Source organism: Corallococcus sp. NCSPR001 (genome assembly GCF_017309135.1).
GTDB lineage: Bacteria > Myxococcota > Myxococcia > Myxococcales > Myxococcaceae > Corallococcus.
The window spans coordinates 4,563,739-4,584,906 of the sequence record NZ_JAFIMS010000002.1; the positions used below are offsets into that span (position 1 = coordinate 4,563,739).

Annotated in this window: 20 protein-coding genes and 1 riboswitch; of the genes, 15 read left to right on the top strand and 5 right to left on the bottom strand. The window is 70.0% G+C overall.

Annotated features, from left to right (window positions below):
- Nucleotides 1-141: 141 nt before the first annotated feature.
- From JYJ93_RS20675 to JYJ93_RS20685, 3 genes are read left to right on the top strand one after another with little or no spacing between them, the layout of a single operon-like run.
- Entirely contained in the window at nt 142-813 is a 672-nt protein-coding gene (locus JYJ93_RS20675; RefSeq protein ID WP_206793831.1) for an Isoquinoline 1-oxidoreductase subunit, read from the top strand.
- Complete coding sequence (locus JYJ93_RS20680; protein WP_120523719.1) at nt 810-1,271, top strand: (2Fe-2S)-binding protein; 462 nt, start codon at nt 810-812, stop codon at nt 1,269-1,271. Before JYJ93_RS20675 ends, JYJ93_RS20680 begins: the two co-directional genes overlap by 4 nt.
- A gap of 11 nt (nt 1,272-1,282) precedes the next feature.
- On the top strand, nt 1,283-3,550 hold the full coding sequence (locus JYJ93_RS20685) for a molybdopterin cofactor-binding domain-containing protein (protein ID WP_206793832.1): 2,268 nt from the start codon (nt 1,283-1,285) through the stop codon (nt 3,548-3,550).
- A gap of 15 nt (nt 3,551-3,565) precedes the next feature.
- On the opposite strand, the gene JYJ93_RS20690 is transcribed toward JYJ93_RS20685, so the two are convergent.
- Nucleotides 3,566-4,819, bottom strand: a complete 1,254-nt coding sequence (locus tag JYJ93_RS20690; RefSeq protein ID WP_206793834.1) for a hypothetical protein — start codon at nt 4,817-4,819, stop codon at nt 3,566-3,568.
- Nucleotides 4,820-4,924: 105 nt separating this feature from the next.
- Between JYJ93_RS20690 and JYJ93_RS20695 the strand changes: the two genes are divergently transcribed.
- Nucleotides 4,925-5,116 (top strand): hypothetical protein, encoded by a 192-nt coding sequence (locus JYJ93_RS20695; protein ID WP_206793836.1) that lies wholly within the window; start codon nt 4,925-4,927, stop codon nt 5,114-5,116.
- Between the two features lie 110 nt (nt 5,117-5,226).
- Here JYJ93_RS20695 and JYJ93_RS20700 read toward each other — a convergent pair whose 3' ends face one another.
- Complete coding sequence (locus tag JYJ93_RS20700) at nt 5,227-7,206, bottom strand: amidohydrolase family protein (RefSeq protein ID WP_206793838.1); 1,980 nt, start codon at nt 7,204-7,206, stop codon at nt 5,227-5,229.
- Between the two features lie 215 nt (nt 7,207-7,421).
- A riboswitch (TPP riboswitch) is annotated at nt 7,422-7,534 on the top strand.
- Between the two features lie 45 nt (nt 7,535-7,579).
- Here JYJ93_RS20700 and thiC point away from each other — a divergent pair.
- Together thiC and JYJ93_RS20710 are read left to right on the top strand one after the other, a co-directional pair.
- Complete coding sequence (gene thiC / locus JYJ93_RS20705; protein WP_206793840.1) at nt 7,580-9,451, top strand: phosphomethylpyrimidine synthase ThiC; 1,872 nt, start codon at nt 7,580-7,582, stop codon at nt 9,449-9,451.
- Between the two features lie 130 nt (nt 9,452-9,581).
- On the top strand, nt 9,582-9,995 hold the full coding sequence (locus tag JYJ93_RS20710; RefSeq protein ID WP_206793842.1) for a DUF4870 domain-containing protein: 414 nt from the start codon (nt 9,582-9,584) through the stop codon (nt 9,993-9,995).
- A 3-nt stretch (nt 9,996-9,998) separates the two neighbouring features.
- On the opposite strand, the gene moaA is transcribed toward JYJ93_RS20710, so the two are convergent.
- The 3 genes from moaA to thiO all read right to left on the bottom strand — a co-directional run bounded on the left by moaA (nt 9,999) and on the right by thiO (nt 13,592).
- Complete coding sequence (moaA, locus tag JYJ93_RS20715) at nt 9,999-11,024, bottom strand: GTP 3',8-cyclase MoaA (protein WP_242543875.1); 1,026 nt, start codon at nt 11,022-11,024, stop codon at nt 9,999-10,001.
- A 47-nt stretch (nt 11,025-11,071) separates the two neighbouring features.
- Nucleotides 11,072-12,304 (bottom strand): HD domain-containing phosphohydrolase, encoded by a 1,233-nt coding sequence (locus JYJ93_RS20720; RefSeq protein WP_206793844.1) that lies wholly within the window; start codon nt 12,302-12,304, stop codon nt 11,072-11,074.
- A gap of 172 nt (nt 12,305-12,476) precedes the next feature.
- Nucleotides 12,477-13,592, bottom strand: a complete 1,116-nt coding sequence (gene thiO / locus JYJ93_RS20725; RefSeq protein ID WP_206793846.1) for a glycine oxidase ThiO — start codon at nt 13,590-13,592, stop codon at nt 12,477-12,479.
- A gap of 293 nt (nt 13,593-13,885) precedes the next feature.
- On the opposite strand from thiO, the gene hisG reads away from it, so the two are divergent.
- The 9 genes from hisG to hisIE are packed head-to-tail and all read left to right on the top strand — an operon-like array spanning nt 13,886 to nt 21,077.
- Nucleotides 13,886-14,743, top strand: coding sequence for an ATP phosphoribosyltransferase (hisG, locus tag JYJ93_RS20730; RefSeq protein WP_206793848.1), 858 nt, complete (start codon nt 13,886-13,888; stop codon nt 14,741-14,743).
- Nucleotides 14,740-16,041: a histidinol dehydrogenase gene (hisD, locus tag JYJ93_RS20735; protein ID WP_206793850.1), complete on the top strand. Its 1,302-nt coding sequence runs from the start codon at nt 14,740-14,742 to the stop codon at nt 16,039-16,041. The genes hisG and hisD overlap by 4 nt, the downstream gene beginning before the upstream one ends.
- On the top strand, nt 16,038-17,075 hold the full coding sequence (locus tag JYJ93_RS20740) for an aminotransferase class I/II-fold pyridoxal phosphate-dependent enzyme (protein ID WP_206793853.1): 1,038 nt from the start codon (nt 16,038-16,040) through the stop codon (nt 17,073-17,075). Before hisD ends, JYJ93_RS20740 begins: the two co-directional genes overlap by 4 nt.
- A complete protein-coding gene (hisH, locus tag JYJ93_RS20745; protein WP_206793855.1) occupies nt 17,075-17,668 on the top strand; it encodes an imidazole glycerol phosphate synthase subunit HisH in 594 nt (197 codons plus the stop codon). The genes JYJ93_RS20740 and hisH overlap by 1 nt, the downstream gene beginning before the upstream one ends.
- Complete coding sequence (locus JYJ93_RS20750) at nt 17,665-18,381, top strand: 1-(5-phosphoribosyl)-5-[(5-phosphoribosylamino)methylideneamino] imidazole-4-carboxamide isomerase (protein WP_206793857.1); 717 nt, start codon at nt 17,665-17,667, stop codon at nt 18,379-18,381. The genes hisH and JYJ93_RS20750 overlap by 4 nt, the downstream gene beginning before the upstream one ends.
- Nucleotides 18,378-18,923, top strand: a complete 546-nt coding sequence (locus JYJ93_RS20755; RefSeq protein ID WP_206793859.1) for an imidazoleglycerol-phosphate dehydratase — start codon at nt 18,378-18,380, stop codon at nt 18,921-18,923. Before JYJ93_RS20750 ends, JYJ93_RS20755 begins: the two co-directional genes overlap by 4 nt.
- Nucleotides 18,923-19,684 carry an imidazole glycerol phosphate synthase subunit HisF gene (gene hisF, locus JYJ93_RS20760; protein WP_120562857.1) on the top strand — a complete coding sequence of 254 codons (762 nt, stop codon included), beginning with the start codon at nt 18,923-18,925 and terminating at the stop codon, nt 19,682-19,684. The genes JYJ93_RS20755 and hisF overlap by 1 nt, the downstream gene beginning before the upstream one ends.
- Entirely contained in the window at nt 19,681-20,463 is a 783-nt protein-coding gene (gene hisN / locus JYJ93_RS20765; RefSeq protein ID WP_206793861.1) for a histidinol-phosphatase, read from the top strand. Before hisF ends, hisN begins: the two co-directional genes overlap by 4 nt.
- Nucleotides 20,460-21,077 (top strand): bifunctional phosphoribosyl-AMP cyclohydrolase/phosphoribosyl-ATP diphosphatase HisIE, encoded by a 618-nt coding sequence (hisIE, locus tag JYJ93_RS20770; RefSeq protein ID WP_206793863.1) that lies wholly within the window; start codon nt 20,460-20,462, stop codon nt 21,075-21,077. The genes hisN and hisIE overlap by 4 nt, the downstream gene beginning before the upstream one ends.
- Nucleotides 21,078-21,168: the final 91 nt, after the last annotated feature.

The window sequence follows — 21,168 nt, forward strand, 5'->3', positions numbered from 1 at the left end:
GTTCTGAAGAAAACCTTCACAGGCCATGCGGCTTTTTGAAAGGCTCCGGGAGGGCAGGACCAGGGCAGCATCGCCCCTCCGGCCTCGCGACGCTGTGTGTGAGGCTGGAGAACCTCTGGCCGAAGGGATGGACGGGGCACGATGAATCTTCGCTCGAAGGCACTGGGAGCCGTGCTGGGCGCGGGAGCGGCGGGGCTGTCGCTGGCGCTCCTCTTCAGCGCGGGATGCGCGGGCCGCGCGGCGCATCCAGGCGTGGTGCCGCCTCCCGAGAATCCACAGGCGCTCCGGCCGCCGGAGGCCTTCGCGGGCATCGGCGACAAGAAGGAGCGCTCGCGGGCGCTGTTCCTGGAGGCGAGCCGGGTGATGCTGCATCCCCGCTGCGTCAACTGCCACCCCGTGGGCGACAGTCCGCTCCAGGGTGAGAACAGCCAGGTCCATGATCCGCCGGTGGCCCGCGGCCCCGAGGACCAGGGCGTGCCCGGCCTGGAGTGCACCTCCTGCCACCAGGACCGCAACGCGCAGCTGGCGCGGGTCCCCGGCGCGCCCAAATGGCACCTGGCGCCCAAGGTGATGTTCTGGGAGGGGCGCACGCCCCGTTCGCTGTGCGAGCAGTTGAAGGATCCGGCGCGCAACGGCGGCAAGAGCCTGGCGGAGTTGATCGAGCACTCGGCGCATGACGAGCTGGTGGGCTGGGGCTGGAAGCCCGGGGCGGACCGGGTTCCGGCGCCGGGAACGCAGGCGGAGTTCGGGGCCCTGGTGGCCGCGTGGGTAAAGGACGGCGCGGAGTGCCCGCGCGAGGAGAGCCGACCGTGAGCATCCGTCTGCGAGTGAATGGGACCGAGCACGTGCTGGATGTGGATCCGGAGATGCCGCTGCTCTGGGCGCTGCGCGACGTGCTGACGTTGACGGGCACGAAGTACGGCTGCGGCCAGGCGCTCTGCGGCGCGTGCGTGGTGCACATCGACGGCGCGGCGGTGCGCTCGTGCGTGACGCCGGTGCGCCGCGCGGAGGGCCGCGAGGTGATGACGATTGAAGGCCTGTCTCCGGACGGCTCGCACCCGCTGCAGAAGGCGTGGGTGGATCTGGCGGTGCCGCAGTGTGGCTTCTGTCAGGCGGGGCAGATCATGACGGCGGCGGCGCTGCTGGCGAAGAAGCCGAAGCCCACCGACGCGGAGATCGATCAATCGCTGGCGGGCAACCTCTGCCGCTGCGGGACGTACACACGCATCCGCACCGCCGTGAAGAAGGCGGCGGGACTGCCGACGGAGTGAGGACCGCCACCATGCAAGACACGCGCATCCGTCTGTCGCGCCGCTCCGTGTTGGAGGGAATGGGACTCGTGGCCGCGGGCCTGGGGCTGGAGGTGTTCCTTCCCGCCAGGGCGCACGCCGCGCCCATGCCAACGTCGCTGCCCGCGGTGCCCACGGATGGCCTCCGGGCCAACGTCTTCGTGCACGTGGCGCCGGACGGCGTGGTGACCATCGTCTGCCATCGTTCGGAGATGGGGCAGGGCGTGCGCAGCTCGCTGCCGGTGCTCATCGCGGACGAGCTGGGCGCGGACATGGCCCACGTGAAGGTGGTCCAGGGCGACGGCGACGAGGCCTACGGCGACCAGAACACGGACGGCTCCAGCAGCGTGCGGAAGATCTTCGACGACCTGCGCTACGCGGGTGCGACGGCGCGCACGATGCTGGTGGCCGTGGCGGCGAAGCGCTGGAAGGTGGCGCCCACGGAGTGCGAGGCGCGCGACCACGCCGTCTTCCACAAGGGCACGCAGCGGACGCTCAAGTTCGGAGAGCTGGCCGGTGACGCGGCGAAGCTGAAGGTCCCCAAGAAGGAAGCGGTGACGCTCCGTCCGCGCAGCGAGCTCAAGCACCTGGGCAAGGAATTGCCGCTCTTGGACGGACCGGACATCGTGACGGGCCGCGCGGTGTTCGGCGCGGACGTCGTGTTGCCGGGGATGCGCACGGCGGTCATCGCGCGTCCGCCGGTGGCGGGAGGCAAGGTGGCCCGCTACGACGCGACGAAGACGCTGGCGGTGCCGGGCGTGCGGCAGGTGGTGGAGCTGCCGGCGGCGACGAAGCCCTTCCTGTTCCAGCCGCTGGGAGGCCTGGCGGTAGTGGCGGACAACACCTGGGCGGCGATGAAGGGCCGCGCGGCGCTGGACGTGACGTGGGAGGGCGGGGACAACGCCGTCTACGACTCGGAGGCCTACCGCGCGCAGCTGCTGGAGGTGATCGGCAAGCCGGGCAAGGTGGTGCGCAACGTCGGCGACGCGGAGGGCGCGCTGGCGAAGGCGGCGAAGCGGGTGCAGGCCACGTACAACACGCCGCACCTGGCGCACGCGCCCATGGAGCCCCCCGCGGCGGTGGCCAAGGTGGAGAACGGCACCTGCGAGGTGTGGGCCACGACGCAGAACCCGCAGGCCGCGCGCAGCGAGGTGGCGAAGGCGCTGGGCATGGACCCGTCGAAGGTGACGGTGCACGTGACGCTGTTGGGTGGAGGGTTCGGCCGCAAGTCGAAGCCGGACTACGTGGTGGAGGCGGCGCTCGTCGCGAAGGCGGTAGGCGCGCCGGTGCGCCTGCAATGGACGCGCGAGGACGACGTGCGCCACGACTACTACCACTCCACGAGCGCGCAGCGGCTGGAGGCGGGCCTGGACGCGAGCGGCAAGGTGGTGGCGTGGCACCAGCGGATCGCGTTCCCGCCCATCGGTTCGACGTTCTCCGACGCGACGTTCGCGGGGGACGGGGAGATGGGGCAGGGCATCGTGGACCTGCCGCTGGCAATCCCAGACGTCAGAATGGAGAACTGCGAGGCGCGGGCGCACACGCGCATCGGCTGGCTGCGGTCCGTGGCGAACATCTACCACGCGTTCGCGGTGCAGAGTTTCATCGACGAGCTGGCGCACGAGCGCGGCACGGATCCGCGAGACACGTTGCTGGAGGTGCTGGGGCCCTCGCGCATCGTGACGCCCAAGGACCTGGGCGTGGCGAAGATCCCGAACTACGGCCAGTCCATTGAAGAGCACCCGGTGGACACGGCGCGGCTGCGCCGGGTGATTGAGCGGGTGACGGGCCTGTCGCGTTGGGACGAGCGCAAGCGGGAGGGCAGGGCGCTGGGGTTGGCGGCGCACCGCAGCTTCCTGACGTACGTGGCGGTGGTGGTGTCGGTGGTGAAGGACGCGGACGAGCGCATCCGGGTGGACGAGGCATGGATCGTCGCGGACGCGGGCACCATCGTGAACCTGGAGCGGGTTCGCGCGCAGATGGAGGGCGCGGTGGTGTTCGGCCTGAGCCTGGGGCTCTACGGCGCCATCACGATGAAGGACGGCGCCACGGTGGAGAGCAACTTCCGCGACTACCGCCTGGCGCGCATCGCGGAGACGCCCAGGCGCATCCACGTGGACATCATCCCCAGCGACGGCCGCCCCGGAGGCGTGGGAGAGCCTGGAGTGCCTCCGGTAGCGCCGGCACTGGCCAACGCGGTGTTCGCGCTCACGGGGACGCGTGTGCGCGAGCTGCCGTTGGTGAAGACCGTGAAGGTGTAGGCGGAAGCCTCGCCGTCACGGCACCCACAGGGCGCCATCTGAAAGGGGGGTATCCGCGCCGCTGCCCCCCATGCCGCCCCAGATGAAGAGGGCGTTGCCCGTCCACAGGCCCACGTGCCCGGTGCGCGCGGATGGGGCGCCCGCGGTGCGCAGCGGCGCCCACGTGTCCGTGGCCGGGTCATAGGCCGCGCCGTCCGAGCAGACGCCGCCTCCAGAGCCACAGTTCGGCGAGGTGCCACCCCAGATGACCATCTTCGAGCCGGTCCACACGGCGGTGTGCCCGATGCGTGGCGAGGGCGCGCCCTTGGCGGAGACGGCTGACCACTTTCGGTACACCGGATCGAACGCGGCGCCCCTGTCGCAGTAGATCGGAGGGTCATGGTAGGGGTCGTCGCCACAGCCGATCCCGCCCCAGATGATCATCCGCTCCCCGGTCCACACCGCCGTGTGAGACCAGCGGGCCTTGGGGGTCCCTTCTTCGGATGGAAACGCCAGCCAGTCGTCCCCAAAAGGGCCGTACATCGAGCCGTCCTGCAGGGCCACGTCGAGGGGGCTGCCACCATTTCCACCCCAGACGTACATCACGCCGTCGATCCACACGGCGGTGTGCGCATAGCGGTTCGGGGGGGCCTTGACGAAGTTCATCGTCGTCCAGAGGTTTTCCTTCGCGTGGTAGATGGCCCCGTCCCTGAACACACGTGGCGCTCGGGCATCCTTGCCGCCCCAGATCAGCATCTGCGTGCCGGTCCAGAGCGCTGTGTGTCCCCAGCGCGGAGCGGGCGCGTAATCAGCCTTGATCGGGGGGCTCCAGGCGTCGCTCGTGGGGTCGTAGGTCGCGCCGTCGCCACAGGGAACGTCGGTGCCACCGCAGCCAAGTCCGCCCCAGACCATCATCCGCTCGCCGGTCCACACCGCCGTATGCCGCGAGCGTGCGGAGAGCGCGCCCTGGGTCGACATGGGCGTCCATGTCTTCGCCGCCACATTGAACCGGGCCCCGTCGCCGCAGAATCCATCCGCGGTGCAGCTGCCCCGTCCGCCCCAGAGCAGGACGTTCTGGCCATCGAAGACGCTCGCCACGTCACTCCGCGCGGCAAGGGATGAGCCCGAGGGGAGGGGCGTCCAGGAGCCCTGCTCCTGCTGTGGCTGTTCCTGATCATCCGGGCCGTTCTGCTCCTTCTCACTCGAGCAGCCAGCGAGGGTCAGGAGGAGCAGGCCTGGAATCAGGCACATCCGGAACGGCTTCACTGCGTCATGCGTCGACTGCGCCACGGGTTCTTCCTCCGGTGACAGGGGACGCGGCAGTCTGCATCACTCGCAGTGAAGTTCACCACGACCGCTGAGATTGCTTCGCCACATGCGGCTACGATGGAGCCCATGTTCGACGCCATCGTGGAGTTCTACCGGGAACCCTCATGCATGGTCGGCTTTGATCTCTACCAGCCGAGTGGGTCACTCATCGGACTGACCGCAGTGGGAGTCGGGCTGCTTGTCTTTCTTGTCTGGTGGCTCAGGAGGGGAACCCGGCATGAGCGCGACACCCTTCACGTTCGCCACGAGGATCCTTGAAGAGTGAGGCTGCGTGAGAGCCGTATGTCCTGCTGGCCAGCTCCAGACGTCCTGACTGAGAAGACAAAGGGGCGTCGCCCGCGGTTCGGACGACGCGCCGGGTGAATCACTCAGTTCCGCTGCGCGGGGTCCTTGCCGCCCAGGTACGTCCGAACGACCGGGATCTTGCTGAGGGTCGCCGGGTCTCCACCCTTGGCGGGATCACGGTCGAGCGGGTTCGCACCCAGCACGACGAAGTCCGCCACCTTGCCCGGCTCGATGCTGCCCACCCACTTGTCGATTTCATGCTGGCGCGCCGGCTCGATGGTGATCGCGCGCAGGGCCTCCTCGACGGTCGTCGCGTGCTGGGGCCCGAGCACATACGTCTTCTGGAAGTCGGGATAGGCCCACGTGCGCCGCGTGACGGCCTGCTCGACGAACCAGAGCGGCCGGGCCGGCGTCACCATGGAGTCGCTGTGGAAGGAGTAGGGGATGCCGTAGCGACGGTTGAAGTCCACCGGGTCGATGTCGATGTCCTGGTGCGTTCCATTCTTCTGGAGCATCCGCGCCAGGGCATCCCCCCAGTACGCTACGTGGCCGATGAGGTGCGTCACGCGCAGGTCCATCGCCGGCACCTTCTCTTGGCTGGCGGTGACGTGTGTGCCCTTGCGCAGCTCACCAATCGCTTGCGAAACGGAGTCCTGGCCCACGGTGTTGTGGATGAGCAGCATCCGGTGCGTGTTGGTCTGCTCCACCTGGAGCCGGGAGAACGCGTCGACAGCCCACTGGTTCGCTTGATTGCCATTGGCGTGCAGCTGGAAGCGCCAGGCTGAGTCAGCCCACAGCGGGCGCATGGCATCCGCGAGCTCCTTCGCGTTCTTGAAGTCGCCTTTGCCCTCTCCCGCTTCCGGGCAGTGTCCATCCGTGCCGTAGACATAGGGCTGTCCGAGCAGCGCGGTGCACCCCTGCGTCGAACCGTCCACCCAGAGCTTGATGGCGCCGGCCCCCAGCCACTTGGGCAGGGCGCAGTCGTTGTCCGGGCTCGGCGTGCACGAGGGCCCGGTCGGCTTGAGCGCCGGTTTGACGACGTCTCCATTCGCGTTCACGACCGGCCCCGCCGCCAGGTGGGTCACCACGCCCGTGACACGCAGCGGGAAGGCCGGGTTCATGGCCAGGAGCTTGACCAGCTCGAGCTGCGACCGATCGGACAGACCGCCGTCGGCGATGGTCGTGAGCCCGGCTTCACGCAGGGCCTGGATGGCCTTGAGGAGGGACTGGAGGCTCCCGCTCGGGATGTCCCTCCGCACCATCATTCCCTGCTGTGTCGCCTCCAGGAACGGCGCGAAGGCGGCGGACTCCTCGAGCAACCCCGTGTACTGGCCATCGTCCCCGACGACCCACCGGCCTCCGTGCTGCGTCACCGAATCCGGAGGGTTGCACGGCTTCTGTCCCTTGCAGACGGCCTCGAAGGCCTTGTCGTTCACGTAGGCGAGGTGGCCGGACTGGTCGAGGATGATGACCGGACGGTCCTTGGTCACACACGCGTCGAGGTAGAGCTTCGGCTGCTGCATGAACTCGACGGTCGACGTCACGCCACACTTGCCGGGGACGAACTGCTGCCGCGACGGGTCCAGGTTCATCCCGAGGACGAACATCTTGGCCGTCTCCGGAGTGGTGGGCTCCAGCTTCATGGAGCTCAGCGCGCTCAGCAGGTCCCGGTGCTTCGTGCACTCCTCGGGCGTGGACAGGTTGTAGGGAGGAGGCAGGCAGGGCGCCAGGTTGTGCGTGCCCAGCACGCTCTGGATGAGCGTCGGCAGGATGTGCAGGTGCGGGTCGATGAACCCGGGCAGGAGGACCTGTCCCTCCTCCAACTCGACGCGCTTGGAGCCCACGCCGAGCCCCGCGCTCAGGTCCTTCTCGGTGCCGACCTTCAAGATGCGGCCCTTGCCATCCACGGTGACGGCTTCGGCGATCGTCCCCTTGTCATCCAGGGTGATGATCTTGCCGACGAAGAGGGTGGTGTCGTCGCCCCCCGGAGGGGTGGGGCGGTTCGTCGCGCACGACGTCAGCATCGCGAGCGCTCCAAGCGCCGCGAGGAAGTGTTTTTGCATGCGGTCTCCTGTTGGGGAGCCCGCAGTCTACGGAAGCGCACTTCATGGCGAAAGAAGGAATTCGAGATTTTCTTGACGTGTCGTGTCTGTGTTTGACATGTCAGGGAAAGGACTGACGCGTCCGTGCCCCTCCCCACGGGGCCACCGTGCGTCCACTGGACCCAGGCCCACCTCCGCCCGGGTTGAAGCGGGCTTGCCCCTGCGCTACACCGCTCCGCAGTCGCTAGGGGTGCCCCCGGAAGGGGGCTGAGACGGACGTGTGGCCGCGTCCGATCCCTTTGAACCTGAACCGGTTAGTACCGGCGGAGGGAAGCGGTGTGGGCGCTCCATGCTCCCGTCCCGTCTCCCGTCCGTTCTCACGAGGAGATGTCCGATGAGTGGAGCGTCCAAGAGCCTCAAGGTCGATGGGAAGGTGCTGGAGGGAATCAGCCGCGGCCCGCTTCCCGCCTCGCGCAAGGTCTACGTGTCCGGGTCCCTGCACCCCGACCTCCGCGTCCCGCTGCGCGAGATCGCCCAGACGCCCACGCGCCACCACGGCCACGCTGGCCCGGAGACCGCCAACCCCCCCGTCCACGTCTACGACTCCAGCGGCCCCTACACCGACCCTGGCGCCGACATCGACCTGCGCCGGGGCCTGCCCGCCGTGCGCGAGAACTGGATCCGCGCCCGCAACGACACGGATGAACTGTCCGGCATCACGTCGGAATACGGCCGCGCCCGCGAAGCCGACCCGCGCCTCAATGGCCTGCGCTTCAGCCACATGCGCAAGCCCCGCGTCGCGAAGGCCGGCGCCAACGTCAGCCAGATGCACTACGCCCGCAAGGGCATCATCACGCCGGAGATGGAATACGTCGCCGTGCGCGAGAACCAGAAGCTCGACGCTTCACTCGCCGCCCAGCACCCCGGCCACTCCTGGGGCGCCGCGATTCCGCGGGTGATTACGCCGGAGTTCGTGCGCGACGAGATCGCCAGGGGCCGCGCCATCATCCCCGCCAACATCAACCACCCGGAGCTGGAGCCGATGATCATCGGCCGCAACTTCCTGGTGAAGATCAACGCCAACATCGGCAACTCCGCCGTCACGTCCTCCATCGAGGAGGAGGTGGAGAAGATGGTCTGGTCCATCCGCTGGGGCGCGGACACCGTCATGGACCTGTCCACCGGCCGCAACATCCACGAGACGCGCGAGTGGATCCTCCGCAACGCGCCCGTGCCCATCGGCACCGTGCCCATCTACCAGGCGCTGGAGAAGGTGGGCGGCAAGGCCGAGGAGCTCACCTGGGCCATCTTCCGCGACACGCTCATCGAACAGGCCGAGCAGGGCGTGGACTACTTCACCATCCACGCGGGCGTGCGCCTCCAGTACGTGCCGCTCACCGCGAAGCGCCTCACCGGCATCGTCAGCCGCGGCGGCTCCATCCTCGCCAAGTGGTGCCTGGCCCACCACAAAGAGAACTTCCTCTACACGCACTTCGAGGAGATCTGCGAGATCATGAAGGCGTACGACGTCAGCTTCAGTCTGGGTGACGGCCTGCGCCCCGGCTCCATCGCGGACGCCAACGACGCCGCGCAGTTCGGCGAATTGGAGACGCTGGGCGAGCTGACGAAGGTGGCCTGGAAGCACGACGTGCAGGTGATGATCGAAGGCCCCGGCCACGTCCCCATGCACCTCATCCAGGAGAACATGACGAAGCAGCTCGCCGTGTGCCACGAGGCGCCGTTCTACACGCTGGGGCCCCTCACCACGGACATCGCGCCCGGGTACGACCACTTCACCAGCGGCATTGGCGCGGCGATGATCGGCTGGTTCGGCACGGCGATGCTCTGCTACGTGACGCCCAAGGAGCACCTGGGCCTGCCCGACCGTGACGACGTGAAGGAGGGCGTGATCACCTACAAGATCGCCGCCCACGCCGCGGACCTGGCCAAGGGCCACCCGGGCGCCCAGGCCCGCGACAACGCCCTGTCCAAGGCGCGCTTCGAGTTCCGCTGGGAGGATCAGTTCAACCTGTCCCTGGACCCCGAGCGCGCCCGCGCCTTCCACGACGAGACGCTCCCCGCCGAGGGCGCCAAGGTCGCGCACTTCTGCTCCATGTGCGGCCCGCACTTCTGCTCCATGAAGATCACCCAGGACGTGCGCGACTACGCGGACAAGGTCGGCGTCAACGAGACCCAGGCCCTGGAGCAGGGGATGAAGGAGAAGAGCGAGGAATTCAAGAAGGCGGGCCACGAGCTGTACCGCTGACGCCCGCCGGGGGACGGGGGCCTGCTGGCCTGGCCCCTGTCCGCTGGATGACAGGCACCGACACGCCATGTCATGGTGCGTCCATCCGGGCGCACCCGTCGCGCCCCCCAGACCTTCCGGAAGGGCTCTCATGGACATGGACCCCCAGCAGCGTGAGGATCAGCAGTTCGGCTCGTTCATCACCGGCTCGCCCACGGCGACGCAGGATGAGAAGACGATGGGGATGTTGGCCCACCTGGGCTCCATCGCCGGCTTCGTGGTGGGCGCGGGCTTCCTGGGCTGGGCGGTGCCGCTGTTCCTGATGCTGACCAAGGGCAAGGAGTCGTCCTTCGTCCGCGCCAACGCGGTGGAGTCGCTCAACTTCCAGCTCACCACGCTCATCGGCATGCTGATCTCCGGCGTGCTGGTGTGCGCGCTGGGGCTCGGCGTCGTCACGGGCTTCATCGTGGGCGTCGCGTCGCTGGTGTTCAGCATCATCGCGGGCATCAAGGCCAACGAGGGCCAGATCTACCGCTACCCCGTGAACATCCGGATGGTGAAGTAGCCCTCAGCCGCCAATGCCCATCATGGGCAGGAGCGTGGCGCCGTTTCCGGCCTCCGTGAAACGGTGCCCCTCCGGCTTCTCCCCGAGCGCGCGGCGCACGGCCAGGGCCAGCTCCTCGTCCGTCGCGCCGCCCCGGATGAGCTGGTGCAGCGGCGCCTGCGCCCGGCCGCCCAGGCAGCTGCGCAGGTCGCCGTTGGACGCCACCCGCACCCGGTTGCAGCCCCCGCAGAAGTTCTGCGTCAGCGGGGAGATGAACCCCACGCGCCCGCTGTCCGTCTTCCAGTAGCGCGCCGGCCCGGACGTGGGCGACGCGGCGCTCTCCTGCGGCTCCTCGGTGAGGACGCGGCCGGAGGCCGCCAGGCGCTCCAGCAGCTCCGCCGTGGGCACCGGCGTGCCCTGCCCGAAGGGCATCAGCTCGATGAAGCGCGGGGTGATGCCGCGCGCGTGCGCGTACGTCACCAGCTCCGGCACCTCCGCGTCGTTGATGCCGCGCATCACCACGACGTTGAGCTTCAGCGACTGGTAGCCCGCGCCCGCCGCCGCGTCGATGCCGCGCAGCACCGCTTCGAAGTCGCCCTGCTTGGAGATGCGCCGGAACACGTCCGCGGACAGCGTGTCCAGGCTCAGGTTGAGCTGGGTGACGCCCGCGTCGCGCAGCGGCCCGGCCAGGGACTCCAGGCGGCTCGCGTTGGTGGTGATGGCCAGGTGCTCCACGCCGGGCACCGCGGCGATGCGCTTCGCGATGTCGAGGATGTCCGGCCGGGCGAGCGGCTCGCCGCCTGTCAGCCGCACGCGGCGGATGCCCATGCGCGCGAAGACGGAGACGATGCGCTCGAACTCGCTCGCGTCGAGCAGGTCCTTCTTCCCGCCCCAGGAGGCCGGCGAGCAGTAGGTGCAGCGGAAGTTGCAGCGGTCCGTGACGCTCAGCCGCAGGTACGTCATGCGCCGCCCCTGCGCGTCACACAGCGGCGGGGCGAGCGGATTGGGAGCGGGCAGGGGAGCGGTCATCGCGGGGCCTTCCGCCTTCATGGATAGCAATCCCCGCGCGCAAAAGGCACCGCTTCCCCCGGAATGCTTCAGCCCTCGGTCCCGGAGGCTGAACGGATGACGGCGGGCGGCGCGCCGATGGGCGTGGTGCTGGGCCCCACCGGCGGGGAGTCCGGCTCGTCGTCCAGGTCGGTGAGCCGCGCCAGCTCGGCCTCGGACTCGGCGGCGTCCGCGGCGGCCTGCATCGGGTTGAGCTTCTTCTCCGCCATCTCCTTCTTGATGCGGATGAGCCCCTCCTCGCCAATGTCCAGGAACGCCTTCACGACCTCAGGGTCGAACTGCGTGTTGGCGCAGCGCTTGATCTCCTGGATGGCGTTCGCGAACGTCGTGCCCTTGCGGTACGGCCGGTCGCTCGTCATCGCGTCCAGCGTGTCCGCCACCGCGAAGATGCGCGCGCCGATGTGGATCTCGTTGCGCTGGAGGTTGCGGGGGTAGCCCGCGCCGTCATAGCGCTCCTGGTGCGACAGGACGATGTCCGCGGGCGTGGAGAGGAAGGGGATGTTCTGGATCATCTGGAAGCCGATCTCCGGATGACGCCGCATCTCCAGCCACTCGTCGGGGGTGAGCTTGCCGGGCTTGAGCAGCACCGCGTCCGGCACGCCGATCTTCCCGATGTCGTGCAGGAGCGCCCCGCGGCCGATCTCCTCCATCTCCTTGCCGTGGATGCCCATGCGGGTGGCGATGGCGGAGGTGTAGCTGACCACGCGCTGGGAGTGGTCGCTCGTCTCGTGCTCGCGCGCGTCCAGGGCCGCCACCAGCGCCAGCAGCGTGTTCTGGTACGTGTTCGCGATGTTGTGCAGCGCGCTGCGCAGCTCGGCGGTGCGGTCGCGCACCTTGCCCTCGAGCTTCTTCTGGTAGCGCTTGCGGGCCATCTCGATGCGGCGCTTGGCGAGCGCGCGTTCGATGGCGCGGATGAGGTCCGTGAGCTTGGGTGGCTTGAGCAGGTAGTCCACCGCGCCCCGGCGCAGACAGTCCACGGCGGACTCGGTGTCGCCGTAGCCGGTGAGCATGATGACGGACGTGTCCGGCAGCCGCTCGCGCAGGTTCTCCAGCAGCCAGAGTCCGTCGCGGCCCGGCATCTTCATGTCGCTGATGACGAGCGGCGTCTCTTCTTCACCCGCCACGTCGAGCGCCATCTCGGCGCCGTTGGCCACGACGCAGTTGTAGCCCTCCTCACGGAGGAGCACGGAGATGACGTCGCGGACGGAATCGTCATCGTCGACGATCAGGATTCTGGGGGGTGCGGGGGGGATGGCTTCCACGGCCGAAGATTCTAGAGGTTTCCAGGGATTAAAGGCGAACGAGTGCGAGAAATCATCACCCTCTCGCCTCCCTGCCATCCAGGGCGGGGTGCGAGCCCTGGTTCCAGGGTGAACGTCTCCGGTCTCTGAAGCATTCCCCACCCTCCGGAGTAGGGCGGGCAGGCACGGCGCGTCAACCGCGCGCCACTGTCCCCCGGTCATAGCGGAAGGGGGTGAGGTCCACCGAGGGCTTCTCCCCCAGCACGGCCTGGGCGACGAGCTTCGCGGTGATGGGGGCGAGCAGGATGCCGTTGCGGAAGTGGCCGGTGGCGAGGAACAGGCCGGGCGTGGGGCCCTCTCCGATGTACGGCAGCGCGTCCTGGGTCCAGGGGCGGAAGCCGGCCCAGGTCTCCGTGATGGGCGCGCTGCCCAGGTCCGGGCACAGCTGCAGGGCCATGTCGAGGATCCGCGCCAGCCCCGCCGCGGTCACCTGCTTGTCGAAGCCCACATGCTCCATGGTGCTCCCGGCGATGATCCGCCCATCCGCGCGCGGCACCAGGTAGCCCTTCGCGGACGTCACCACCCGCTCCAGCAGGGGCAGCCGCGTCTGCAGTTGCACCATCTGTCCGCGCGCCGGGCGCACCGCCTGCGCCGACACGCCCGCACCCTGGACCAGGGAGGACCACGAGCCCGCCGCCAGCACCACCGCGTCCGCGCGGAGCACCTCGCCGTCCAGGTCCACGCCCACCGCGCGGCCGTGCTCGTGCACCACGCCGCGCACGTAGCCGCTCTTGAACACCGTGCCCACGCGCGCGGCGGCCATGGTGAGCGCGCGCACGAGGAGCCGGTTGTCGACCTGGTGATCATCCGGGAAGTGCGCGGCGCCCACGGCGGTGGGGGACAGGTGGGGCTCCAGCTCGCGCGCGGCCTTGCCGTCGAGCAGCTCGGCGCGCAGCCCCATGCCGTGCTGCCAGCCCACGGTGGACTCCACGTGATGCAGGTCCGCCTCGTCGAACGCGACGCGCAGCAGGCCGCACGGCCGGTACGCGATGTCCACGCCGGAGAGCTCGCGCAGCTCCGCGGCGAAGCTCCCGTAGAGGGCGCGGCTTCGCAGGCACAGCTCGAAGAAGGGGCCCGGTCCCTCGGACTCCCACTGGGGCGCGAGGATGCCGCCGGCGGCGCTGGAGGCTTCGGCGCCGGGGATGGAGCGCTCGAGCACCGTCACGCGCGCGCCCGCCTGCCGGAGCTTCAGCGCGATGCCACAGCCCATCACACCACCGCCCACCACGAGGACGTCGGAGGTTGCCATGCGCCGCTTGTGCTCAAGCGAGCACGGGTTTGCAAGCGTCAAGACAGACCATGACCCGGGGTGACTTGACGCTGAGGCCTCCCGTCGTTAACCCTAGGGCCGTGCGTTCCACGTCCCTGCATCACCACCATGCGCATCATCGGCCGGCCCATGACGGGACCGTTCGCCGCGCGCATGCCTGGGTGACGCACTAGAACGCACCCACTTCCGGCAGATGCCGCAGTGACCGAAGGCCCGTCCCCCAAGGACGGGCCTTTTTTCGTTTCCGCCCCCGCAGTCCCACGAGCCCATCCATGTTGAAGATTGCCCTGCCCAACAAAGGACGTCTGTCCGAGGAAGTGCGCGAGCTGTTCAACGACGCGGGCCTGGAGGTGCGCGCCCGGGGCGAGCGGGCCCTCACCGCGTCATTGGGCGGCGAGTTCGAGGCCATCTTCGTCCGCGCCCAGGACATCCCGGAGTTCGTCGCGGACGGCGCCGCGCAGGCGGGCGTCACCGGCTGGGACCTGGTGAATGAAGCCGGGCGCGAGCTGGAGCCGCTGATGGACCTGGAGTTCGGCCGCTGCCGGCTGGTGGTGGCCGCGCGCGACGAGAGCGGCATCTCCCGCGTGGAGGACGTGAAGGAGGGGATGCGGGTGGCCTCCTGCTTCCCCCGGCTGACGCAGGCCTTCTTCCAGCAGCGGGGGCAGCAGGTGACGGTGGTGCCGGTGAGCGGCGCGGCGGAGATCGCCCCGCACCTGGGCATCGCGGACATCGTGGTGGACCTCACGTCCACGGGCTCCACGTTGAAGATGAACGGCCTCAAGGAGGTGGCCACCGTGCTGGAGTCGAGCGCCCGGCTGGTGGCGTATCCGCGCAATGACTCGGAGGCGCGGCGCGCGCTGGAGGAATTGACGCAGGCGCTGGGGTCGGTGCTGGCGGCGCGCGGGCGGCGCTACCTGATGGCCAACGTCCCGAAGACGTCCCTGGAGCAGGTGCGCGAGGTGCTGCCCGGCCTCAACGGCCCCACGGTGGTGGACGTGATGAACGGGGGCCACTTCGTCGCGGTGCACGCGGTGGTCTCGTCGCGGAACCTCTACCGCACGGTCAACGCGCTGAAGGCGCTGGGCGGGCAGGGCATCCTCGTCACGCGCATCGAGAGGTTGATGGCATGAGCGCCTCCATCCTCAAGTACCAGGGGGCCTTGTCCTCGCTGGAGCCCGACGCGCGGCGGAAGCTGCTGGCCCGCACCGGGGAGTCGGATGCCCTGGTGGCTTCCCGTGTCCAGGCGCTGATTGCCCGCGTTCGCGGTGAGGGCGACCGGGCCCTCTTCGAGTTCGCGCGGGAGTTCGACCGCGTGGAGCTTTCAGCGCTGGAGGTTCCGCGTGAACGGTGGAACGCGGCGTTGGAGTCGATTCCCTCCGGCGTGCGAGAGGCGCTGACCCGCGCGGCGCGCAACATCGCCCGGGCGCATGCGGCGCAGCGGCCCCAGGCCATCGAGGTGGAGACCGAGCCCGGGGTCATCGTGGGCCGCCGGCCGGATCCGCTGAGCCGCGTCGGTGTGTACGCTCCGGGTGGCCGGGCGGTGTACCCGAGCAGCGTGCTCATGGGCGTGGTCCCCGCGAAGGTCGCGGGCGTGGACGAGGTCATCGTCTGTTCGCCGCCGGGGCCGGATGGCTTGCCTGGCGCGGGCGTGCTCGCGGCGGCGACGCTCGCGGGCGCGGACCGGGTGTTCGCCTTGGGAGGCGCGGGCGCGGTGGCCGCGCTGGCCTATGGGACCCAGAGCGTTCCCCGCGTGGATCGCATCGTCGGACCGGGCAACGCGTACGTGGCGGCCGCGAAGCTCCAGGTGGTGGACGCCGTCGCCATCGACGCGCCCGCGGGCCCGAGCGAAATCCTCGTCGTCGCCGACGCGAGCGCCCGTCCGGACGCCGTGGCGCGCGAGCTGCTGGCCCAGGCGGAGCACGACCCCGAGGCCTGCTGCGTGGCGCTGGTGGTGGGCGCTTCGCTGGCGCAGGCGGTGCGGGACGCGGTGGAGCAACAGGCCCGCGTCGCCCGTCGCGGCGACATCGTCCTTCCGGCGCTGGGGAGCCGGGGCGCGGTGCTGCGCATCGACTCGCTGGAGGAGGCGTGGCCCTTCGTCGCGGAGTTCGCTCCGGAGCACCTGCTGCTCGCGACGGCGAAGCCCTCGGAGGACCTGGCGCGGGTTCGCAACGCGGGCACGGTGTTCGTGGGACAGCGCGCGTCGGTGGCCTTCGGTGACTACCTCACCGGTGCGAACCACGTGCTGCCCACGGCGGGGCTGGCCCGGGCGTACTCGGGACTGAGCGTGCTGGACTTCTACCGGTGGACCACGTGGCAGCGCGTGACACCGGAAGCCGCGGCGGCGATGGCGGACGACGTGGGGACGCTGGCGGACAGCGAGGGCCTCTTCGCCCACGCGGCCGCGGCCCGGGCCTGGAGGGTGCCGTGATTCCATTCCGTGAGACGTACCGGGACATCCCCTTGTACTCCCCGGCGAAGAAGCCGTGCCGGGTGGACCTGAGCGACAACACCAACCTCTTCGGCGCGCCGCCCTCCGCGGATCGCGTGCTGCGGGAGGAGGGGTTCCTTCGGCTGTCCCGCTATCCCGCTGGCTATGCGCCGGACCTGAAGCGCGCCGTGGCCACCTACGCGGGTGTCGCCGTGGAGAGCGTGACGACGGGCTGCGGATCGGACGACGTCATCGACTGTGCGCTGCGGGCCTTCCTGGAGCCCGGGGACGCGGTGGCCTTCCCGGATCCCACGTTCGTGATGGTGCCCTTGTATGCCCGGTTGAGCGCGCTCAAGCCCATGCCCGTGCCGCTGCGCGCGGATCATGACCTGGACGTGGACGGGCTGCTCGCGACGAAGGCGAAGCTCATCTACGTGTGCACGCCGAACAACCCCACCGGCACGGCGGCCTCGCGCGCGGCGCTGGAGCGGCTGGTGGACTCGGCTCCGGGCGTGGTGCTCATCGATCAGGCCTATGTGGAGTTCGCTCGGGGCGGGGACTTCCTCGACCTGGCGCGGACGCGGCCCAACGTGCTGGTGACGCGCACGATGTCCAAGGCGTTCGGCCTCGCGGGCCTGCGGGTGGGGTGGGGCGTCGGGGCATCGTCACTGGTGGCGGAGGTGGAGAAGGCCCGGGGGCCCTACAAGCACACGGCGCTGGGCGAGGCCGTGGCGGTCGCCGCGCTCACGGATGATGTCGCGTGGATGGAGGCCTGCGCGGCGGAGGCGGTGGAGAACCGTGAGCGGCTGCGAGGCGCCTTGAAGTCGCTGGGGTTGGAGCCGCTTCCTTCGGAAGGCAACTTCCTCCTCGTCCCCGTGCCGGAGGCGCGGCGGGTGGGCGAGGCGCTGCGGGAGCGCAACGTGAACGTGCGGGTGTTCGAAGGGCTCACGGGCGTGGGCGATGCGCTGCGCATCGGCTGCGGCCCCTGGCCGATGATGGCTTCAGCGCTGAAGGCCCTGAAGGAGGTGCTGTGATGCGGGTGACCCTGTTCGACTATGGCGCGGGCAACCTGCACTCGCTCGTCAAGGCGCTGGCCACCACGCCCGGCGCGGACGTGCGTGTGCAGGAGGATCCGCTGCGCGCGCTGGATACGGATGTCCTGGTGCTCCCCGGCGTGGGCGCGTTCGGTTCAGCGGCGGCGCGGCTCGCACCGGGACGCGAGGCGATGCGCAAGGCGCTGGACGCGGGCCTGCCGTGCCTGGGCATCTGCCTGGGCATGCAGTTGCTCTTCGACGAGAGCGATGAAGGGGAAGGAAAGGGGCTCGGTTACTTCCCGGGCCGGGTGACGCGACTGGCCGCGCGGCACGTTCCGCAGATTGGCTGGAACGACGTGGAGGAGGACCAGGCGCTGAAGTTCATGCGGCTGTCCACCGTGTATTACGCGCACAGCTTCGTGTGCCGGGCCACGGAGTCTCGCGAGGTGATGGGCTGGACGACCCATGAGGGCGACCGGTTCCCCGCCTCCGTGCGGCGCGGAGACGTGCTGGGCGTGCAGTTCCACCCGGAGAAGTCCTCCCACGCGGGCGTGCGCTTCGTGCAGGCGTTCCTCCAGGAGGTGTCCTCATGATCGCCATCCCGGCCATCGACCTGCGGGAAGGCGCGTGCGTGCAGCTCGTAGGGGGCTCCTACGAGGCGGAGCGCGTGCGCGTGAATGATCCGCTGGATGCCTTGAAGCAGTGGCTGGCGCTGGGCTTCCGCACGTTCCATGTCGTGGACCTGGATGCTGCGCTGGGCAAGGGCTCCAACGCGGACGTGGTGACGCGGCTGATTTCGCATGCTCCGGGCCTCACGTTCACGGTGGGCGGCGGTGTCCGTGAGGCCTCGCGCGTGGAGGCGGTGCTCGCGGGTGGGGCGTCCTCGGTCGTCGTGGGGACGCGCGCCATCGAGGACCTGGCCTGGCTCACCGAGGTCTCGGAGCGCTTCCCCGGCCGCGTGGTGGTCGCGGCGGACGTGAAGGGCCGCGAGGTCGTGACGCGCGGATGGACGTCCGGCAGCGCGCGCGACATCCGCGACGTGCTGGCCGCCCTGGAGCCCCTGCCGCTGGGCGGGATGCTCGTCACGGCGGTGCACAAGGAGGGGCAGCTGGGCGGCGTGGACCTGCCCTTGATGGAGGAGGTCGCCCGTTCAAGCCGGCACCGGCTCTACGCCTCCGGCGGGGTGACGACGCTGGAAGACCTGCGCTCGCTGGCGAAGGTGGGTGCATACGGAGCGGTGGTGGGCATGGCGCTGTACACGGGGCGGTTGGATGCGCGCGCGGTCGCGCGGGAGTTCACGCAATGAGCACGGTCACCACGGTGGTCCGCGAAACGAAGGAGACCCAGGTCACTGTGGAGCTGGCGCGCGGGACCGGCGTGGCCCGGGTGGACACGGGCCTCAAGTTCTTCGACCATATGCTCGCCACGTTCGCGCGCTACGCGGGGCTGGACCTGACCCTGCGCGCTCGCGGCGACCTGCGCCACCACCTGATGGAGGACGTGGCCATCACCCTGGGCACCGCCGTCCAGCGCGTCATCCCCGCCACCGCCGCGCGCTACGGCGAGCGCACCCTGCCCATGGATGACGCCCTGGTGCAGGCGTGCCTGGACGCGGGCGGACGCTTCTACTACCGGGGCCCGCTGAAGAACCGGCTGTACGAGCACTGGATGCGCTCCTTCTGCGAGCACTCGCGCATCACGCTCCACCTGCGGGTGCTGCGCGGCAAGGACAGCCACCACCTCACCGAGGCGGCCTTCAAGGCGCTGGGGCTCGCGCTGCGCGACGCGATGGTGGACTCCGGCGTCGTCTTCAGCATGAAGGGCATTGTCTCCCTGGAGGTGAAGTGATGCTGCGCCGACGGATCATCGTCTGCCTGGATGTGAAGGGCGGGCGCGTGGTGAAGGGCGTCCAGTTCGAAGGCCTGCGCGACGTGGGCGACCCGGTGGAGCTGGCCCGGCGCTACGAGGAAGCGGGCGCGGACGAGGTGACCTTCCTGGACATCTCCGCGAGCGCCGAGGAGCGCCAGACGCTGTGGGACCTGGTCCAGCGCACCGCGGAGCGCCTCTTCATCCCGCTCACGGTGGGCGGAGGCGTGCGCACCGTGGACGACGTGGGCCGAGCGCTGCGGGCCGGCGCGGACAAGGTGAGCATCAACTCCGCGGCCGTGGCCACGCCGGAGTTGCTCACCGGCTGCGCGGAGCGCTTCGGCGCCCAGTGCGTGGTGGCCAGCATCGACGCGAAGCGGGAGGGAGACCGCTACCGCGTCTATACACATGGTGGCCGACGGCCCACGGACCTGGACGCCGTGGCCTGGGCGAAGGAGTGCGTCCGGCGCGGTGCGGGCGAGGTGCTGCTCACCAGCATCGACCGGGACGGGGCGCGCACGGGCTATGACCTGGACCTGACCCGCGCGGTGGCGGAGGCCGTGGACGTGCCCGTCATCGCCTCCGGAGGCGCGGGCCGCGCGGAGCACGTGCGCGATGCCCTGACCCTGGGCGCGGCGGACGCGGCGCTCGTCGCCGGCATCCTCCACGATGGCCTCACCACGGTGGGCGCCTTGAAGTCCCTGCTGAATGACAACGGCATCGCCATCCGGAGCACGACATGAACGCGGACCCGCGAGACTTGATGGAGGCCGCCGCCGACGTGGCGCGCAAGGCCGGTGACGTGGCGCTGGACTTCTTCCGGCGCGGCATCGCCGTGGACACCAAGAGCGACGGGACGCCCGTGACGGTGGCGGACCGCACCGCCGAGTGGACCGCCCGCGAATGGCTGGAGGCGCGCTTCCCCCAGGACGGCATCCTGGGCGAGGAGTTCGGTGAGTCCCGGCCGGGTGCGAAGCGCCGGTGGATATTGGATCCCATCGACGGCACGAAGACGTTCATCCGGGGCGTGCCGCTGTGGGGCACGCTGGTCGCGGTGGCGGAAGGGGAGACCATCCTCGCGGGCGCGGCCTACTTCCCGGCCGTGAACGAGCTGGTCGTCGCGTCCCCGGGCCTGGGCTGCTTCTGGAACGGATCCGCGGCGCACGTGTCGGAGCAGGACTCGCTGGCGCAGGCCGTGGTGTGCGTCACCGACGAGCGCTTCCTCCAGAGCCCCGCGAAGGGCGCCGCCTGGAAGGAGCTGTCCCGGCAGGCGTCCCTCTGCCGCACGTGGGGGGACTGCTATGGCTACCTCCTCGTCGCCACCGGCCGCGCGGAGGTCATGGTGGATGAAGCCCTGTCGCCCTGGGACGCGGCGGCCCTTCAGCCCATCATCGAGGAGGCGGGCGGCGTCTTCACCGATTGGAAGGGCACGCGCACGGCGTTCGGCGGTGACGGCATCGCCACCAACGCGGCGCTGTCGAAGCGCGTGCGCGAGGTGCTGCGCGCGGGAGTCCCGTCATGACGCTGGACCTCTCCAAGCTGGACTTCGACAAGGGCCAGGGGCTGGTGACGGTGGTGACGCAGGACGCGAGCACCGGCGACGTGCTGATGGTGGCGCACGCGGACCGCGAGGCGCTGGAGCGCACGCTCGCCACGGGCGAGATGCACTACCGCTCCCGCACGCGCGGCCTGTGGCACAAGGGCGCCACCAGCGGGAACACGCAGCAGGTCGTCACCCTCACCGCGGACTGCGACGGCGACGCGGTGCTCGCGCGCGTGCGCAAGGCCGGCCCCGCCTGCCACACCGGCGAGGAGACCTGCTTCGGTGAAGGCCGCTGGGACGCGCTCGCGCACCTGGACGCGACGCTCGCCGCCCGAGCAGCCGGCCCCCAGCCCGAAGGCGCGAAGCCCAGCTACACCCGGCGCCTCCTGGAGGATCGGAACCTGCGCCTGAAGAAACTGGGCGAGGAGGCCGCGGAGCTCGTCACCGCCTGCGCGGACGCGGACACGCACCGGGCCGCGGAGGAGGCCGCCGACGTGCTCTTCCACACGCTCGTCGCGGTGCGCGCCCTGGGCGTGACGTTGGACGACGTGAAGGCCGTCCTCGCCGCCCGCGCACGTCCGAAGTCGCCATGAATTCCCGGAATAATCTGGCGTGTCGGTTGCGACCCAGGCGGAGTTGTCCAGTTGTACTGCATCCTCACAGCGTGACTGGCACACAGGCGCG

Excerpts from the sequence above, each read along its gene's own strand:
- JYJ93_RS20675 (WP_206793831.1), top strand. The coding sequence starts at position 142 with ATGAATCTTCGCTCGAAGGCACTGGGAGCCGTGCTGGGCGCGGGAGCG.
- JYJ93_RS20685 (WP_206793832.1), top strand. The coding sequence starts at position 1,283 with ATGCAAGACACGCGCATCCGTCTGTCGCGCCGCTCCGTGTTGGAGGGA.
- JYJ93_RS20695 (WP_206793836.1), top strand. The coding sequence starts at position 4,925 with ATGTTCGACGCCATCGTGGAGTTCTACCGGGAACCCTCATGCATGGTC.
- JYJ93_RS20700 (WP_206793838.1), bottom strand. The coding sequence starts at position 7,206 with ATGCAAAAACACTTCCTCGCGGCGCTTGGAGCGCTCGCGATGCTGACG.
- thiC (WP_206793840.1), top strand. The coding sequence starts at position 7,580 with ATGAGTGGAGCGTCCAAGAGCCTCAAGGTCGATGGGAAGGTGCTGGAG.
- JYJ93_RS20710 (WP_206793842.1), top strand. The coding sequence starts at position 9,582 with ATGGACATGGACCCCCAGCAGCGTGAGGATCAGCAGTTCGGCTCGTTC.
- moaA (WP_242543875.1), bottom strand. The coding sequence starts at position 11,024 with ATGAAGGCGGAAGGCCCCGCGATGACCGCTCCCCTGCCCGCTCCCAAT.
- thiO (WP_206793846.1), bottom strand. The coding sequence starts at position 13,592 with ATGGCAACCTCCGACGTCCTCGTGGTGGGCGGTGGTGTGATGGGCTGT.
- hisG (WP_206793848.1), top strand. The coding sequence starts at position 13,886 with ATGTTGAAGATTGCCCTGCCCAACAAAGGACGTCTGTCCGAGGAAGTG.
- hisD (WP_206793850.1), top strand. The coding sequence starts at position 14,740 with ATGAGCGCCTCCATCCTCAAGTACCAGGGGGCCTTGTCCTCGCTGGAG.
- hisH (WP_206793855.1), top strand. The coding sequence starts at position 17,075 with ATGCGGGTGACCCTGTTCGACTATGGCGCGGGCAACCTGCACTCGCTC.
- JYJ93_RS20750 (WP_206793857.1), top strand. The coding sequence starts at position 17,665 with ATGATCGCCATCCCGGCCATCGACCTGCGGGAAGGCGCGTGCGTGCAG.
- JYJ93_RS20755 (WP_206793859.1), top strand. The coding sequence starts at position 18,378 with ATGAGCACGGTCACCACGGTGGTCCGCGAAACGAAGGAGACCCAGGTC.
- hisF (WP_120562857.1), top strand. The coding sequence starts at position 18,923 with ATGCTGCGCCGACGGATCATCGTCTGCCTGGATGTGAAGGGCGGGCGC.
- hisN (WP_206793861.1), top strand. The coding sequence starts at position 19,681 with ATGAACGCGGACCCGCGAGACTTGATGGAGGCCGCCGCCGACGTGGCG.
- hisIE (WP_206793863.1), top strand. The coding sequence starts at position 20,460 with ATGACGCTGGACCTCTCCAAGCTGGACTTCGACAAGGGCCAGGGGCTG.